Source organism: Deltaproteobacteria bacterium (assembly GCA_009929795.1).
Lineage (GTDB): Bacteria > Desulfobacterota > Desulfovibrionia > Desulfovibrionales > Desulfomicrobiaceae > RZZR01.
In genome coordinates this window covers 1-17,445 of record RZZR01000052.1, presented here as the reverse complement: position 1 = coordinate 17,445, position 17,445 = coordinate 1, and the positions used below count along the sequence as shown (strand labels likewise).

17 protein-coding genes are annotated in these 17,445 nt (G+C 58.5%); all 17 read left to right on the top strand.

Annotation, left to right across the window (positions count from 1 at the left end; genetic code table 11):
• Nucleotides 1-509, top strand: a 509-nt coding sequence (locus tag EOM25_07540) for a ferrous iron transport protein A (GenBank protein ID NCC25037.1), incomplete at its 5' end; no start/stop codon positions are given.
• Between the two features lie 839 nt (nt 510-1,348).
• Nucleotides 1,349-1,627: a hypothetical protein gene (locus tag EOM25_07535; GenBank protein ID NCC25036.1), complete on the top strand. Its 279-nt coding sequence runs from the start codon at nt 1,349-1,351 to the stop codon at nt 1,625-1,627.
• A gap of 270 nt (nt 1,628-1,897) precedes the next feature.
• A complete protein-coding gene (locus EOM25_07530) occupies nt 1,898-2,641 on the top strand; it encodes an HD domain-containing protein (protein NCC25035.1) in 744 nt (247 codons plus the stop codon).
• Between the two features lie 7 nt (nt 2,642-2,648).
• Nucleotides 2,649-3,548: a GGDEF domain-containing protein gene (locus tag EOM25_07525; GenBank protein ID NCC25034.1), complete on the top strand. Its 900-nt coding sequence runs from the start codon at nt 2,649-2,651 to the stop codon at nt 3,546-3,548.
• A 247-nt stretch (nt 3,549-3,795) separates the two neighbouring features.
• A complete protein-coding gene (locus EOM25_07520; GenBank protein ID NCC25033.1) occupies nt 3,796-4,038 on the top strand; it encodes a ferrous iron transport protein A in 243 nt (80 codons plus the stop codon).
• Nucleotides 4,035-6,536 (top strand): ferrous iron transport protein B, encoded by a 2,502-nt coding sequence (gene feoB / locus EOM25_07515; protein NCC25032.1) that lies wholly within the window; start codon nt 4,035-4,037, stop codon nt 6,534-6,536. Before EOM25_07520 ends, feoB begins: the two co-directional genes overlap by 4 nt.
• A gap of 38 nt (nt 6,537-6,574) precedes the next feature.
• Nucleotides 6,575-6,892, top strand: a complete 318-nt coding sequence (locus EOM25_07510; GenBank protein ID NCC25031.1) for a hypothetical protein — start codon at nt 6,575-6,577, stop codon at nt 6,890-6,892.
• A 65-nt stretch (nt 6,893-6,957) separates the two neighbouring features.
• The gene (locus EOM25_07505) at nt 6,958-7,755 is read left to right on the top strand and encodes a DUF4198 domain-containing protein (GenBank protein ID NCC25030.1); all 798 of its coding nucleotides are present in this window, start codon (nt 6,958-6,960) and stop codon (nt 7,753-7,755) included.
• Between the two features lie 188 nt (nt 7,756-7,943).
• Nucleotides 7,944-8,837, top strand: a complete 894-nt coding sequence (locus tag EOM25_07500; protein NCC25029.1) for a cation ABC transporter substrate-binding protein — start codon at nt 7,944-7,946, stop codon at nt 8,835-8,837.
• Between the two features lie 267 nt (nt 8,838-9,104).
• A complete protein-coding gene (locus tag EOM25_07495; GenBank protein ID NCC25028.1) occupies nt 9,105-9,920 on the top strand; it encodes a DUF3450 domain-containing protein in 816 nt (271 codons plus the stop codon).
• A gap of 26 nt (nt 9,921-9,946) precedes the next feature.
• Complete coding sequence (locus EOM25_07490) at nt 9,947-11,344, top strand: MotA/TolQ/ExbB proton channel family protein (protein ID NCC25027.1); 1,398 nt, start codon at nt 9,947-9,949, stop codon at nt 11,342-11,344.
• Nucleotides 11,341-11,931: a MotA/TolQ/ExbB proton channel family protein gene (locus EOM25_07485; protein NCC25026.1), complete on the top strand. Its 591-nt coding sequence runs from the start codon at nt 11,341-11,343 to the stop codon at nt 11,929-11,931. The genes EOM25_07490 and EOM25_07485 overlap by 4 nt, the downstream gene beginning before the upstream one ends.
• Complete coding sequence (locus tag EOM25_07480; GenBank protein NCC25025.1) at nt 11,928-12,350, top strand: biopolymer transporter ExbD; 423 nt, start codon at nt 11,928-11,930, stop codon at nt 12,348-12,350. The genes EOM25_07485 and EOM25_07480 overlap by 4 nt, the downstream gene beginning before the upstream one ends.
• Nucleotide 12,351: 1 nt before the next feature.
• The gene (locus tag EOM25_07475; GenBank protein ID NCC25024.1) at nt 12,352-13,026 is read left to right on the top strand and encodes an energy transducer TonB; all 675 of its coding nucleotides are present in this window, start codon (nt 12,352-12,354) and stop codon (nt 13,024-13,026) included.
• A complete protein-coding gene (locus tag EOM25_07470) occupies nt 13,027-14,202 on the top strand; it encodes a tetratricopeptide repeat protein (protein NCC25023.1) in 1,176 nt (391 codons plus the stop codon). It begins immediately after the preceding gene.
• Nucleotides 14,203-14,269: 67 nt separating this feature from the next.
• The gene (locus EOM25_07465) at nt 14,270-16,165 is read left to right on the top strand and encodes a TonB-dependent receptor (protein ID NCC25022.1); all 1,896 of its coding nucleotides are present in this window, start codon (nt 14,270-14,272) and stop codon (nt 16,163-16,165) included.
• A 72-nt stretch (nt 16,166-16,237) separates the two neighbouring features.
• The coding region (locus tag EOM25_07460) for a hypothetical protein (GenBank protein NCC25021.1) at nt 16,238-17,445 on the top strand (1,208 nt) is incomplete at its 3' end.

Here is a 17,445-nt window from a genome sequence, read left to right as displayed (position 1 = left end):
TCGAAATGAATCCTGACGAGGAGGGGCATGTCGAAGGGCTGATGTGCGGTTCGGCTTTGGAAAAAGGTCTCTCGGTGCTTGGCATCCAGGAGAATGACCGGCTGAAAATGCTTCATCGGATCCCTCCCATGGAATATCGTGCCGTGCTCGATGGCCGTCATGTGCATCTCTCCGAGGGAGCGGCTGCCAAGATATGGGTGACCACCGCAGGCCGATTCATGCAATTGGCCCTGGCCCCCACAGGAAGGCCCCTGGTCGTGGAGCGATTGCTCGGCGGAAGACGTTCCGTCGGTGTCCTTGAATCCCTGGGGCTGAGCCCCGGAAAAACAATCACCATCCAGGAGGTCTCCCCGGCGAGGGTAGCCGGTCCCTATGGGCCTTGCCAGACGGTCATTTTCACCTCTTCGGGCCTCAGATTCTACCTCCGTCCCGACCAGGCGAGGTCAATTCTCGTCCGTTTTCCGACACAGGACGAATATGAAAACGCCCCCGAACCGGTTATGAAGTGATCGACCCGCGAGGAGACGACGATGAAGATACCGGAACCGATTGGAGACGAACGAGATACAATGAACCACCCAGCCATGGAAGAATCGTCCCCGACCCGCGGCCAGGCCACGATTTCCTCAATGAATCGTGTGCTCCGTTTCTTGGGCTGGTCGGTCGGATTTGCGGGCCTCTACTCCGTGTCGGCCGTATGCCCGTTTTGTGGTCGGCAGGGCTGTCCGGTCGGCTTGGCATCCTCGGGCATTGTCGGTTTCTTGTTCGCACTTTGCCTTCATGTCTGGCATCGATTGTCGACCGCTTTCAGGAAAACCGACCATAATGATTGAGTGAAATTCAAATCGGGTAGTTCCTCACCACCCACGATTTTTGATAAATCTTACGTACGTTCGATGACGGAAATCCATATTTTTTTTGTTGACAAAGTTAGAGCACCAAAATATATTTAAACTCAACAAACAAGGAGGCCGTCATGCCGGAAGAGAAAAAATCATTGTCGACCGATCCTCGGGTCCAAGACTTGGGGGCAGCCCTTTTCCGCGGATTTCTTTCTCGAAAATGCGGGAAAATCAACTGTCGATCACGACTCGAAAGACGCAGTCCGGTCAGCATCGAAATCCAGCACATAACTGATAGAACCGAAATATTGAATTTGAAGCCGATCACAACATGATCATGAACCGTCTTTCTATCAATCAATTTTGATTATTAAATCATTACTCAAATTGAAGGAGGAGCAATGTACAGCGAGTTCGATGTCGAGCACCGTTTCAGTAGTGGAAACATGCACATCAGGCTCCGCGGAATCCTCGATACCTGGTCGGCATGGAGCCTGATCGTTTTCATGCGCGACAACTACAATGAACAGGGGCGCGTATTTGTCGATACGAGGTATCTGATGGATGTGACCCGTCAAGGTGGCCTTGAATTTCGTCATAATTGCGCGTTGTCCGGAATTCCATTGAAAAAAATTTACTTCAAGGGAGACAAGGGATTCCTTCTGGCTCCTGACGGAAGCCGGGTCATCGTTCTGACCATGCACGGCAAAAAGGCCATGCCTCGTTTCAATGCAAAGGGATTCTACAGAATACCTCTCGGCAGACACCTGATTATTGGAGCATGAAGTGGGTGGGGAAGATGAACACTGAACTCGTCCGCGTGGAAATGAGGTCTGAAACCCTCAAGAAGATGATCGCCGAAGGCCATGCCTGCGCGGTTGATTTTCGTTGTCTGGATCACGACACCAAGAAATGCCTTTTGAAAATTTGCCTCAACTGTTGTGGTTGCGCCAAAAAAGTGAAACCAAATGAAAGATTGTTTCCATGTTCTGAGCGTATGCTCCACAGTGGAGGGAATCAATTCAATGTCGTGAACAAATTGTACTAGAACCATCATGTACACGACATCATGCAATTTTTCACAGTCAAGGCCATTCATACTTCGTGAGTGTGAAGGCAATCCAACGGATGACGGCATTTGCCCGGCTTTTGTGGCCTGCTCGGAAATCTTGCATGATTTTTCCGAATCTCTTGGCCTGGCCATCGACGCAAGGGATCCTCGGACCATGCAGCATTCCAAGCAGGTCGCCGACATTTCCCTGATCCTGTCCAAGGCTATCGGCTTGGATGATGACTGCGCAAAAACCATTCACGTGGCTGGACATCTTCACGATATAGGCAAAATAGCGACACCCGACTCGATCTTGCACAAAAATGGACCTCTTGACGAGGATGAATGGGCTCGGATGAGGGAACACCCTGTCGTAGGGGCCCGAATAGTTGCCCCTGTCCATCTGTACCGGGGAAGAAACAGCATCCACGACTGCATCCTTCACCACCATGAACGATATGACGGCAAGGGGTATCCAGCCGGGCTCCAAGGCCGGGACATCCCCTTGGGTGCCAGAATCATCGCCGTGGCCGACACGACTTCGGCCATGATCCAAGACCGGTCCTATCGGCAGGGCAAAACCATGCCCGAGGTCCGAGCCGAAATTTTGAACAACGTACGCACCCAGTTCTGCCCCGTGGTCGTCAAGGCCTTTGTCAGTGTTGTCGAAAGGATCGAGGCCTACTTGAGCCAGGACATGAACGGAATTTCAAAGCTCTTCGCCAAGTTCCCGGTTGACGGCGAGTAATTCGGGTATGGGCATGGTAATCAGAATCGCTTTAACCATCCTCGCCATACAGACGCCATATATGGTGATTCTTTTCGTCTGCCACAGGTTCGGCATGAAATTGCTGTCTGAACTCCTGTTTCTCTGGTTTTTCACAGTCCTGGTATTGATAATCCCAATCTCAAAAATCGGTCTCAACTGGATCTTTGGTCGCGAGATCAGGACCATGCACGAATTCGTCCGGGCCCTCATTGCCGGAGGGGCGTATTTACCCCTCGCCGTTCCGGACCAAAAGGAAGAAGAGGAAGAGCTCGTCCAACTCAAAAGAGATCTGAACAATTTGGCCAGGGTGCTGAAGGAATCACGATCGAGGATCGGCCAACGCATGACCGAGGCCAGACGAGACGCATTGAAATACCGCGAGCTGGCCTGCATGGATGCTCTGACGAAAGTCTTCAACCGACGGGCCTTCGACATGGAAATCAACGCCCGAATCGAAGCCTCAGACCGAACCGGTGCCCGCTTCTACCTCCTCGTCATCGACCTGGACGACTTCAAGCGGACCAACGACACGCACGGTCACCAAGCTGGCGACTTGATCCTCGAATTCATGGGCAAAGTCTTGCGCGACTGCACCAGGGGGGATGACGATTTCCCCTTTCGCTTCGGCGGCGACGAGTTTGGCCTGATCCTGGCCGAGCAGGACAGGGGCCGGGTCCTGGCCGTGGCCGAGCGAATTCATGAACGATTCCAAGAGAATCCATACGGGGTCAAGGCCAGCGTCGGCGGATGCGTGTACGCGGGCAACACATCAGGAGGAGGGCCAGAAAAATTGATCCGCGCGGCCGACGAGGCCCTGTACGCCGTGAAGATGGAAAAAAAATTAAAAACATCGACGGGATGTCACAGCACCATCATTGTGGCCTGAAAAAATCGCGGCGATTTGAAGACCCATCGCCCCGAGCCGGCCCAAATTTGCTCGATTGGTTCGAGATCCAGGCGCGGCGCGGCGTTTTCGTTCAACCGGCGTCGGTGTTGACGGTATCGATGCCAAAAGTCGAATAAAATAATGCTTGACAAGCCAAACAAACTGGGTGAATTAGCTTTCACTTTTTTGCTTAGTAGATTCAAACTCAGTACTTACGAACTTGCCCAGCCTGAAGGTTAAAACAATTATGGGGGAAACGGAAATGTCCACTCTCGACCAAATGACTCCCGGCACCTCATGCCGAATTTCGAGTCTCTCGGCCCGTGACAAGCTGGGCCAGCGGCTCTTGGACATGGGGGTCTATCCTGGGCTGGAAATCAAGGTCATTCGAAACGCGCCCTTGAACGATCCGATGGAGGTCGAACTGGACGGCTATTGCGTCAACCTCCGGCACTCTGAAGCCCGGCTGGTGATGGTGGACAGTCTATGAGCGAAAAACGGCGGCTCGTCGCCTTGGCCGGACAGCCAAATTGCGGCAAGTCTACTGTTTTCAACGGATTGACCGGCGCCAGCCAGCATGTGGCCAACTACCCCGGCGTCACCGTGGACAAGATGTCCGGCAGCTACCGGTTCAAGGGGCAGAAGGTCGAGGTCGTCGATCTGCCGGGGACCTATAGCCTGACCTCATACTCGCCGGAAGAGCGGGTGGCCAGGGATTTCATCCTCCACGAGCACCCCTCGGTGGTCGTGAACGTCATGGACGCGTCAAATCTGAAGCGCTCCCTGTACCTGACGTTTCAGCTCCTCGAGATGAACGTCCCATTGGTCGTGAACCTGAACATGATGGACGTGGCCGAAGAGGCCGGCATGCGGATCAATGTCGATGCCCTGTCCGGAATCCTCGGTGTCCCTGTCGTGCTCACGACCATGAAGAAGAAGCAGGGTCGGGAGGAACTGTTCGAAACCATCGACACGTTTTCCGAACAGGAAAAGCACGACACGGCCGTGCGGCTGGACTACAAGGAAATGGAGCCTTTTTTCCGCGAGATTCAGGACATTCTCGAAACGGAAACGTCTCTTGAAACCGACTACCCTCTCCGATGGGTGGCCATAAAGCTGATGGAGGGCGACGAGGAAATCTACGACATCATCGGCAGACACCACGCCGATGCCGCCGGGTTTCTGGCTGACGTCGACAGTATGCGGCAAAGCTTCGAGGAACGGTTTGGCGTGGCCCCAGAAATCCACATCGCCCGTTGCCGATACCGTCTGGCCGACGAGATCTTTGCCGCCAGCGTGGCCGTGGAAGGCCAAGGAAAAGTGCCCCTGACCGAAAAAATCGACCGCATCGTCTGCCACAAGATCCTGGGCCCCATCGTCCTCGTCGGTATCATCTGGCTCTTGTACTACCTGTCCATTGTCCAGGGGTACAACCTTACCAACTACACCTGGCCGCTGCTGGCCAAGATCAGGTCATTGACCGAGGCGATCACCCCCGCCCCGGGATTCATCGACATCCCCCTGATCCGATCGTTTTCCCTGTGGTTCGTGGACAGCGTCAACGCCCTGCTCAACTACGTGCCCATTTTCTTCATTCTCTTCGGGCTCATCGCCGTGCTGGAGGACAGTGGATACATGGCCAGGATGGCCTTTATCATGGACAGGCTCCTCAACCAGTTCGGACTGCACGGACAGTCCACCCTGCCCATGGTCCTCGGCGGGGTCTACGTGGGCGGATGCGCCGTTCCGGGCGTCATGGCCTGCAAGGGCATCCCGGACGAGCGTTCGCGATTTGCCACGATTCTCACCATCCCCATGCTGAACTGCCTGGCCAAGGTTCCTCTCTATGTTCTACTGATCAATATCTACTTTGCCGAGCACAAAGGCTGGGCCATGCTCTTCATTTCAACCATCAGCATCCTCCTTGTTCTGCCCGTGGCCAAGATCCTGACCTTGACCGTGCTCAAGGGTAAGGAAACGGCCCCCTTTGTCATGGAAATGCCAGCCTATCATATGCCGACGATCCGTGGGGTGCTCGGACGAGCCGTCGAGAGGGTCTGGCTGTTCTTGAAAAAGATCACCACCATCGTGGCGGCCGTGGCGGTCATTCTTTTCGTCCTCCTCCAGTTTCCGGGCCTCGGCCCCGAGCGGGAGGCCCACTATGAGGCGCAAAAAACAACGGCCATCGACGCGTTCCAGAAGGCGATCGAAAACACTTCTTTTGCCGGTGCCCTGTCCGGCGATCAGGTCATGCCCTTTATCATCTACTGGGAAGACTTCGCCTCGGCCAAGATGGCGGCCGGTAGAGGAAAGGGCGACGACCTGAAGACACAATTCGAGCAACGAAACCCCATCTTTTTCCAGGTCGTCAGCCGTCAGGGCGCCGAAGGAAAGACCGCCTTCAATGCGGCCAAAAAGCTGGTCCAGACCAGAAAAATGCTCCTCATGGAGATGCGAAAGGAACGTATCGACAACAGCTTTCTGGGCCGGGCCGGCAAATTCATGGAACCCATGACCCAGTGGGCTGGCTTCAATTGGCGGGTCAACGTGGCCCTGCTGAGTGCCTTGGCGGCCAAGGAGAGCAGCGTGGCCACCCTGGGAGCCCTCTACGACCAAGGGGAGGAAGGGGCCCAGACCCTGGAAGAGAGGATGGGCAGCCAGGAGGCCGGCTTCACCCCGTTGCACGCCCTGGCCCTGATGCTCTTCATGGTCCTGTACCCGCCTTGTCTGGCCACGGCCATCGCCGTGAAACTCCAGACGGGATCGGCCAAATGGATGCTCTTCTCCATGGGCTATCCCATGGCCCTCGGGCTCGGGGTGGCCGTGCTGATCTTTACCGGCGGCTCGGCCCTAGGGCTGAGCGGACTGCAAGCCATGTTTGCCTTCTACGGCCTGGCTCTCACTTTTACTGTGGCCATGGGCTTTGTGCGGGACCGGGAGCAGGTTTCCACCCGGTTTCCGGGCAAGGCCTGCTGGGAAAAAAAGTAAACCTCAAACCTGAAAACACAAGGAGTTGAAACATCATGATGAAAGGTTTTTTTGTCGGCGGCGCGTTGCTTCTCTTGCTCGCATGGACAGGCTTGGCCTCGGCCCATACGCCCCTCTGCGCCTGCTATGACAACGGTGATGGCACGGTGACCTGCGAGGGCGGATTTTCCGACGGCTCTTCGGCGGCCGGCGTCGAGATGCGGGTCGAGGACAAGGCGGGCAACGTTCTGGAAAAAGGCAAGATGAATGAACTCAGCGAATTCGTCTTCAAGAAGCCCGACGGCGACTACAAGATCGTCTTTTATGCCGGACCAGGTCACGATATCGTCATCGATGGCAAGGACGTTTCAGAATAGTCATTTTTTTTATCCGCACAGTTTTGAAGAACTAATAACATTCAAAAGTTAAAACAGGAGTACCCATGAAAAGGACAATCGGTTTTCTGATCGGCATGGCCCTTATGATCGCCACCCCGGCTGCGGCCCATTTTCAGATGATTTACACCCCCGAGGCCGCCTTGACCAGCGGCGGCGAGCTCGACCTGAAACTCGTCTTCTGCCACCCCTTTGAAGCCGGGCACACCATGGACATGGGCAAGCCTCTGGAGTTCTTCATGGTCCACAAAGAGCAGAAGACCGACCTCATGAAGGACCTCAAGCCCATCACCTGGATGAGCGAGACCAATTCCGGGGCCGCCTGGGAAGCCAAGGTCAAGGCCCGGAAGATGGGCGACTTCGTGTTCTGCCTGGTGCCCGAACCCTACTTCGAGTCCAAGGAGGACGCCTACATCCAGCAGATCACCAAGGTAATCGTCAACAATGCCGGAATGCCCACGGACTGGGATGCCGCCGTTGGATTGCCAGCCGAGATCGTCGCCCTGGACAAGCCTTACGCCCTGTGGACCGGAAACGTCTTCCGCGGCGTTGTCCTGGGTGACGGAAAACCCGTGCCCAACGCCGAAATCGAAGTAGAATACCTGAACCATCCCCCTGTCCCCGGGAAAAACACCTTCCAGAAGGAGCCGCTGGTGGTTGCCCCTCAGGATGCCTTTGTGACCATGACCATCAAGGCCGACGCCAACGGTCAATTCTGTTTCGGCATCCCCAAGGCCGGGTGGTGGGGCTTCGCCGCCCTCGGTGTCGGACCCATGGACAAATACAAGGGCAAGGAGAATTCGCAAGACGCCGTTATCTGGGTCAAGGCCGTGGACATGAAATAGACTCTGGTTGGGACGAAGCGTGACCGGCGCTTGCATTGCGGGGACGGTGACCTCCCTTGGCCGTCCCCGCACTTCACTTGATTTCTGTCCGTAATCATCGACAAGCGGGGTCGCCACTCCCCCTTGAACTTTCACCCGCCAATCCCATGACATTGCATTTTTCCCTTGGACAATAGTGAGGCAAGACCATGCTCCGCAACACATCGACATTCATTATCAGCCCATCCCTGTTCCTGCTCATCCTCATGGCCATGTCGATTTCTTTGCCGTCCGCCTGGGGCAAGCCCCTGACCATCGTGACCAGCATCGTTCCTCAGGAGTATTTCGTGGAGCGAATCGCCGGGCCTGATGCACGGATCGTGGCCATGGTCCGTCCCGGGTCCAGTCCGGCATCCTACGAACCTTCTCCGGAACAGATGTCGTCACTGGCCGAAGCCTCGGTCTTTTTCGCCATCGGGGTTCCCTTCGAGAAGGCCTGGTTGCCCAGAATGCGGGCCGCCAATCCAAATTTGCTCGTCGTTGACATGGCTCGAGACATCCGGCGCCGGGCAATTGCCGGTCATGGTCACGAGCACTCCCACGCGAATGAAATCGCCGACCCACATGTCTGGCTCTCGCCCCCTCTCGTTCGGGTCATGGCTCAGACCATTCGGGATATTCTTCAGGAACTGGATCCGGACAACTCCAGCCTCTATGCTGCCAACTATATTGATTTCATAAGAGAAATTAACAATTTGGATCTTAAAATCATAGATATTTTCGCCAGAACCCCGAGTGGAAACCGCCATTTTCTCGTGTTTCATCCATCCTGGGGGTACTTTGCCGCCAGCTACGGGCTCGAACAGCGCGCCATCGAACATCATGGAAAGGAGCCAGGTCCCAAGGATCTTGCCGACATTTTGGTCGAAGCCAGGAAACACGGCATCAAGGTCGTCTTTGCCCAACCCGAATTCTCCAGCCGGAGCACCGAGATTCTCGCCCGGGACCTCGGGGGTCAGGTGGTCTCCGTCAGCCCCTTGTCCCGGGATTGGCCCGAGAATCTCCTCCAGGCGGCCAAGGCCTTTTCGTCCGGTATCCGATAGCCAACACGCAACTTGAAAATCGGCATTTCATTTTGAGAACAAACTTTTTTTTGAACCTGAAATCAATTTTTATAATTTGAATCTCTGGGAGTTAAAATGAAAATCTTGAAATATCCTCCATGACAATCGAACAGACCTGGAATGGGTCTGCATAATAGTATCTTTTTTTCTTGAAAACACCTTACGGGCCTCGCAAAAGGCAAGGCAAGTGAAGGCGCGGAACGAACTTGAACAAAGACTGATCCGTGCCTTTTTTTCAAACACGGAATGATTTGCAACCAACTGATCGGAATCAAAATGACAAGAAACAAGTATCGTCCGCCATTCATCATTATCATCGGCATCTTCCTGTGCCTGAGTATTGTCACGTCCGCATCCGGGCAAGCCGACGCTCCCGCCAAGGTGCAACAGACCATGGAGCAGGCCATCGAAATCCGGCAACAAACCCAGGGGCAGTCCGACGAATGGGCGGGCCGAAAACAGGAGCTCCAGGCCAGACATGACTTTCTCCTGAAAGAGAAGGGCCGTCTGCAGTCCGCCGTCGCCTTGGCCAAGGAAAGGCGCAACCTCGAGGCCAAGCTCGTGGCCGAGATACGCCGAGGCATCGAGGGCGCGACGGAATACGAGCGAGATCTCATGCCTTTTCTGGAGATGACCTTGGCCCGGCTGGAGGAAACCGTTTCGAGAGACCTCCCGTTTCTGCTCCAGGAACGATCCCAACGTCTATCCGCCCTGAGAGAGGTGCTTGTCCGTCCCGACGCCACGGCCGCCGAAAAAATGCGCCGGTTCATGGAGGCTCTGCAGGTCGAGGCCGAGTACGGCCGTAGCGTCGAGGTCTACCAGGACACGATCAACATGGACGGCGCCTCCCACCTCGTCGATGTCCTGCGCCTCGGTCGGGTCAGCCTCTTCTGCCGGACCCCCGACGGCAGCGTGGTCGGTCGTTTCGACCCGGTCACCCGACAATTCGTGTCCCTGCCCGCCGGCACCCACGAGAAAGTGGCCAGGGCCATGGAAGTGGCTCGGCGCGAACGTACGGCAGAACTCCTTGAACTCCCCATCGGAAGGATCGAGATCCAATGAAGACAATACGGACCATGAAATTTGCCATGACGGCCCTTCTCGGACTTGTCCTCGGGCTTAGCCTGGCTCTGTCTGTCCGGGCCGAGGACATGCGTGCCGCCGCTAGGAAGGCCAAAGCGGAATACGAAGCCGCCGGCGCCGCCCATCGGGACAATCAGCAGCGCATCCGGGAGGACAAGAAAGCCCTTGAGGGGGAGGTCGGCACCCTGGAACGAGAGGTCTCCGCCCTGGCCGTCGAACTGGAAACCATCAACGAGGAAACCAGAAACCTGGCTGTTCTGAAAGTGGAACTGGAAGCCCAACGATCGGACAGTGAACTTGGCCTGCGCGAACTGACCGGCTCCCTGCGGGTGGCGGCCCGCGATCTGGACGCCGCCCTGACGCAGTCCCCCCTCACGGCTCTCCACCCCGAGCGCAGGGGCAGCCTGACGCCCCTCATGGACAAGGACCGTTTTCCGGATCTTGCCGACGCGGCCCGCATGACCGAACTCCTGTTCGAAGAAATGGAATACTCCGGCGAAGTGTCCCTGCAGGAAATCCCCTTTATTGGACGCGACGGTCAGACCGTGAGCGGAGACGTTCTGGTCGTCGGCCCATTCACCGCCGCATACCGCACGGACACAGAAACGGGTTTTCTGCGCTATTCCGAGGACACGGCCCAATTTTTCGCCCTCGCGGCCCTGCCCGACTGGCTCGTGCGCCGATCCCTGAACCGGTATTTCGATGGACGGGCCGAGGCCTTGCCCATGGACATCACCGGCGGGGCGGCCCTGCGCCAGATCGTGCACACGAACTCCCTGGCCGATCAGATCAGAAACGGCGGCCTCCTGATCTGGCCCATCCTGGCCATCGCCGCCATGGCCCTGCTCATGACCGTGGAGCGGACTATTTTTCTGAAGCGGGTCCACGACAATGCCGACCGGGTGATGGGCAAGGTCAACGCCCTGGCCAGGCAGGGACGCTGGGCCGAATGCGACGACATGGTCAGGGAAAAAAAGGACCGTCCCGTCTACAACGTCCTCAAGGCCGGCTTGGCCGCCCGCGGGGAGAGTCGCGAAACCCTGGAGAGCATCCTGCAGGAAGCCATCCTCAAGGAACTGCCCAGGCTGGAGCGCTTACTACCCATGCTGAACATGCTCGGGGCCGTGGCCCCGCTCCTGGGCCTGCTGGGCACGGTGACCGGAATGATCGCCACCTTCCACGTCATCACCCTGCACGGCACCGGGGACCCCCGCATGATGTCCGGAGGCATCTCCGAGGCCCTGGTCACGACCATGTTCGGGCTGGCCGTGGCCATTCCCATCATGCTCGCCCACACCTTTCTCAGCCGCAACGTGAACCATATCGTCGGAGACATGGAGGAAAAGGCCGTGGCCCTCACCAACATCATCTACCGCGAATCGACCTGCACCTGCCGGCCATGAACCTGATAGGCGCCACCTTCGAATATCTCCGCCCCGGCGGGTTGATCATGCTCCCCCTCATCGGCGCGTCCTGCTGGATGTGGGTATTGATCATTGAGCGGGCCCTCTGGTTCGGCGGCCAGGCCCGCCGGGACGTCACCCTCGTTCAGGCCGTGGACGCCTTGCGCGGCCGGCCCCTGCCCCCGGATTCCCGGGGCCTGCGCGCCGATCTGGTCAGACAGTATCTGAATGAGCGCACCGGACGAGCCGACATCGACCGCCGCATCCTTGAACGCCATGCCATGCGGGCCCGTCCCCTCATCTGGGGCTCCCTGTCCGTCATCGCCACCCTGGCCGCCGTGGCCCCCCTGTTCGGCCTGCTCGGCACTGTGACCGGCATGATCACGACCTTCGACGTCATTTCCCTGTTCGGCACCGGCAACGCCAAGGCCATGGCCGGAGGCATCTCCGAAGCCCTCATCACCACCCAGAGCGGTCTTCTGGCCGCCATACCCGGACTGTTCATGAGCGTCTTCCTGTATCGCCGGGCCACCCGCCTCCAAGGCCGTCTCGATGAAACCATATCCGTCCTGAAGAGGTGTCTGTGATCAGCATTCGACACACCCTGCGCGGCAGCGCCAAGACCGCCGAAGTCAACATGGCTCCGCTCATCGACCTGGTCTTCCTGCTGCTCATCTTCTTTCTGGTGACCACGAGCTTCGTCAAGGAAACCGGCGTTGACGTCCAGCGCCCCCAAGCCTCCACGGCCACCCTCAAGGAGGCAGGCAACATCCTTGTCGGCGTGTCTTCCGAAGGAAAAGTCTACCTGGAATCCAAGGAAATCGACATCCGAAGCGTCCGCGCCCACATCGAGCGATCCCTGGCCGAAAACCCCGAGGGCGCCGTGGTCATCGTCGCCGACAAGGAGAGCAACACCGGCGTGGTCATCCAGGTCATGGACCAGTGTCGCCTAGCCGGGGCTCAAAACGTCAGCATCGCCGCGTCCAGGACCGACGGAGAGGGTTGACATGACTGACCGAGTCCGCATGCAGACCGCCATGGCCAGCGCCCTTCTGGTCAACTTCGTCCTCTTCGCCCTGCTTCCGGCCACCGTGGGCAAGCCCCGGAACAAGATGGACCTGGAAAACCTGAACGTCGTCAACTTGGTGGAAATCCGGCGGGAGCCCCCACCACCACCCGAGGACGAACCGCCACCCGAGAAAGAGCCTCCCCAGGAGCCGCCTCAGGAACTCCCGCCCATGTCCATGCCGACGAACCGGCCCGAGATCCCCAAGATGGAACTGTCCCTGCCCAGCCTGAGCTTCGAGATAAACGCCAAGCTGGATTCTGGCATGCCCGTGGCCGCCCCGCCCAGCGCGCCGCCCGCCCCGGTGGACGTCTTTGGAAGGGACTACGCCATGGACGAGGTCGACCAGGTTCCGGTGCCCCTGAGCCAGATCAAGCCTGTCTATCCCTGGCAGGCCAGGCGCATGCGCCTGGACGGCTCCGTGGATGTCCGTTTTCTGGTCGACGAGGACGGTATGGTCGACAATATCGAGATCGTTTCGGGCCGACCCGAGGGCATTTTCGACGACAGCGTACGCAAGGCCCTGTCCGGATGGAGATTCACTCCGGGCAGGAAGGCCGGGACGGCCGTGCGGACCTGGTTCGTGACCACCATTGAATTCAAGTTCGAGGGCTGAATGATGACGACACGTTTACGATTTCGGCAGACCCCGATTCTCATGGTTTTCCTGGTTCCGGTTTTTCTGGCCCTCCCGCTCCGAGCCTCGGATCTGCCGCCCGCTGCCCAAAAGGCCCTGTACGAGGCCGGGCAGGCCATGGAAAAAGGTGACCACGCCACGGCCGAGGAAATCCTGACCCTATTTCGGCAGAACCAGGCCGACGTGCCCCACCATCTGGTGGAATTCGCCCTGGGCAACGCCCTGGCCATGCAGGGCAGGCCCAAGGATGCCCTGCCCCACTACCGGCGCTGCACCGAACTGGAGCCCGGCTACGCCCCGGCCTGGCAGAACTTGGGCAAGACCGCCCTGGACCTGGGCGACCACCTGCAGGCCGGCCAGGGCTTGGCCAGAACCTATGAACTCGGCGGCGGCACGGACCACGATCTGCTCTTCAACTCCTGCCTGGCCTTTGTCCTGGCCGGCAGTCCGCAGGAGGCCCTGTCCGGCCTCGAGCGTCTGACTTCGGGCGCGGTCGGCAAGCCCAAGATCCAATGGATGGAAATCCTGCTCAAGGTCCATCTCGACCTCGGCCAGGAAAAGAAGGCCATCATAACCCTGGAGCGAATGCTGGCCGACGACGGGGATAACGCCGACCTGTGGAAGCTCCTGGCCCAGATCCGCATCAGGCAGAACGAATACCGAAAGAGCCTGGCGGCCTGGGAGATTTACGCCGGCCTTGGTCGGCCCTCGCCCGAGGAACTGGTCCTCATGGGCGATCTGTACATGGCCCTTGGCGTCCCGGCCAAGGCCGCCCACAATTTTGCCCAGGCCCTGGAGCACAAGCAATGCCCCAGGCTTCGCGAAAAGCTGGTCGAGGCTCATCTGGCCTCCCGCGACCCGGCCAAGGCCGCCTCGAGCGCCCGCCTGTTCATCGATCTGACCCCCACTTCCCGCCTGTGGCTCACCCTGGGCCGGGCCTTGTTCGAGCAGGGCGAATACGACGAAGCCCTGCTCGCCTTCGAACAAAGCGGCCGCTTGGATCCCAAGGATGGAAAGGCCCACATCATGCGCGGCCATTGCGCCCTTCGTCTGAAAAACCGGGAAGCGGCCATGGCCGCCCTGGAACAGGCTCGCCGCTTTCCGGCCCAACGCGACCAGGCCGTGGCCCTGCTTAGAATCGCGGCCACTCTTTGACGGTCCGGATCCGTATCGAATTGCCGCCATCCCCGGACTGGAGAACGGCAAAACAAGGAGATTCTGAATGACAAGACAACTCTTCCGATCGGCCCTGCCCTGGGTCCTGCTCTTCGCCCCAATCATCGCCCATGCCGAAGGCAATCGGACCATGGACAAGATGGTCGTCACCGCGACCATGACCGAAAAACGAATTATCGACGCGCCTGGAAGCGTGGAGGTCATAACGTCCCAGGACATGGCCGACCTGAACGCCCAGAACGTTGCCCAAGCCCTGGAATCCGCCGTCGGTCTGATGGTCAGCAACGAATCCGGAAGGGTCAAGGTGCCTTCCATCCGTGGCGCCCGCGCCAAGCAAACCCTGGTTTTGCTTGACGGCCGTCGTCTGGCCTACGGGTTCAACGAGATGATCGACCTCCGCCAGATCCCCACGACCATGGTCGAGCGCATCGAAATCGTCCGAGGCCCGGCCTCGGCCCTCTACGGCAGCGACGCCCTGGGCGGCGTGGTCAACATCATCACCAAGAAGGCCTCCAGGGATTGGACGGCCAAGGTCAGCGGTCAGTACGGCAGTCAGTTCAAGGGCGAGAACGACCGCTTCGACGTCGGTGGTTATATTGGCGGAGGCACGGACCAGATACGGAGCTTGATCGCCATGGAGGCCGGACGCGAAAACGGCTGGGACAAGGACGGCGAGGCTCCCGACGACGGATTCGGGCAGGAGCCATCCTTCCTGGCCGGACGATTGGCCTGGGACCTGACCGAGAACCAGTCCCTGACCGCCGGCGCGGAATACATGCAGAACACATACGACGGGGCCCAGTTCTATGAGGCCATGACCCGGACCCGAACCGCCGACGAGAACCGCAAGGGCTATTTCCTGCAATACGACGCCGACTTTCTCGACGTTCACACCCTCATGCTTCGGCTCAACCGTTCGGAGTACGACAACGATCTCAAGTTCACCCCTCACGCGGCATCCGGAAAACGCGACACCGAGCAGTACACCAATCAATTCGAAGGCCGCTATTCTGGCCTGTTCCTGGACAAACACCTTGTGACCATTGGCGGAGAGGCCAGGAGCGACGGCCTGGACGACACCCAGGCAGGCCTCAACACCGACAAACACGCCGACAACTACAGCCTTTTCCTTCAGGACGAATTCCAGGTTCTCGATCCCCTGACCCTGACCGTATCCCTGCGCTATGACAACCACTCCGCATTTGGCGACCATTGGTCCCCCCGGGCCTCCGTGGTCTACGCCGTGCTGGAGGGGCTGCGATTCAAGGGCTCGTTCGGCCAGGGATTCCGCGCCCCTTCCCTGTCGGAACTCTATGTCACGTCGCTACGTCAAAAGGGCAAGCTGATCTTCGAGGCCAACAAGGACCTCAAGGAAGAGGACTCCACCAGTTACGAGCTGGGCGTCGAGGGTGAATACGGCGACGTGTACGGCGGCCTGACCCTGTTTCGAAACGAAGTGGACAACATGATCGAATCGGTCTTCGACCGCTCCGAAGGCCAGGGCAAGGACAAGAAGGACTACTACATGTACAAGAACATCGCCAAGGCCACCCTCCAGGGTGTCGAAGTCCAGGCCGGAGCCAAACTCCCCTTCGGCTTTTCTCTTGACGGGAGTGCCATGTGGCTCGATGCGGACAACAAGACCGGGGGTGAAGATATCGGCGGCCAGCCCAAGCTCAAGGCCTTCGGCAAACTCGGCTACGCCCTGCCCGAGTTCCGATTTCGAGCCAACATCCACGCCACCTTTGTGGACCGGATGACCTACTCCGGGGGAGACGAGAAATCCTACACCGTCTGCGGAGCCTACATGGCCAAGGGCCTGAGCGAAAACTTCGAGATTTTCGCCGGCGCCGACAACGTCTTCGGCACCCAAGTCAAGCATCTTGATGTTGAGCAGATCGAACCGGCCACCTTCTATGCCGGTCTGACCATGAAATTCTGAAACCCAGGCATGCGTCGGGGCACTTTGCCCCGCGCCCAGTCACCAACTCATTAACCGACCGGAGCAATACCCATGTCTCAAACCGTCTCCCGATACTTCATCCTAACCGCCATCCTCTTTTTCCTTGTGGCCTGTCTGGAGGGGCTGATGTTTCCCTTGAAAAACGCCCTGTCCGGAGCGTACGCGGCCCTTTTCCATATTCAACAGAGTCAGATCAGGGAGTTCTTCACCCACTTCGTCACCAAGATCCATACCCATATCGCCCTGGTCGGCTGGGCCAGCTCGGCCCTCATGGGCATTTTGTACTTTCTGGCGCCTCAAATGGCCGGCGCGGACCGGACTCGGGCCTGGGCGGCCTACGGTAATTATTTTTGCCACACCCTCGGCGTCATCCTTCTGACCGGGGGATTCCATCTCATCGGTCATTTCGGGGCCGGTCTGGTTTATGAATCAGCAGAGTTCCGGGCCGCCGTGCAGCCGGTCAAGACAGTGGTCATCATGGGAGGCGGTCTGATTCTCCTTTCCGGCCTGCTCTTTGCCTACAACATGGCCCGCACGCTCCTGGGGAGGCAATCGGACGAGCCGCGACGACGATCGAAGTCCATCCTGCCGTGCACGGCCCTCGCCGCCCTGGCCGCGCTCGTCCTCGGTCTGTCTTCTCCGGTCGCGGCCAAGATGAGTGCGGCGCCGGAGCGAATCGAGGCCGTCATGATCGGTGATCGCCTGGTCGATGTGGCCTACAATCTTGGGGTTCTGCCCAGGGCCATGGCCGTTCGGGCCACGTTCTGGCCCCTGACCGAGACCTTTCGTGGAGGCTCCGAAATCCTGGGCTGCCCGAACCGGGTGTTCAAGAAACCGGAAACCGTGCCCGACGCGGCCAAACGTCTGGGCCTGACCCGGGTCATTGTCGAAAAAAACGCCTCGTTCTGCATGTACATGCCCTCGCTCAATCCGGAGAAAATCATCCCCCTGCTCCAAGGCAAGGGCCTGACCGTGGAATACGTCGACTTCGACCAAGGCCTAGAGGCGGCCGTCCGTCAGACCGCCAAGTTGCTCGGACGAGGGGATGCGGTCGCCGGGGTCCTCGAAAAATATGAGGTCGCCATGGCCGCGGCCAAAGAAAAGACCAAGACCGTCCAGACTGGAAAAAAGGTCCTGATTCTCAGCGGCATTCGGCAGCAAGGCACGGGCAAGGTCACGATCCAGATCGAGGCCCCCGGCGGCTACACCGACCGCTTCATCCTCGGGGAACTGGGCGCGACCAACGTCGGCGATGCTTT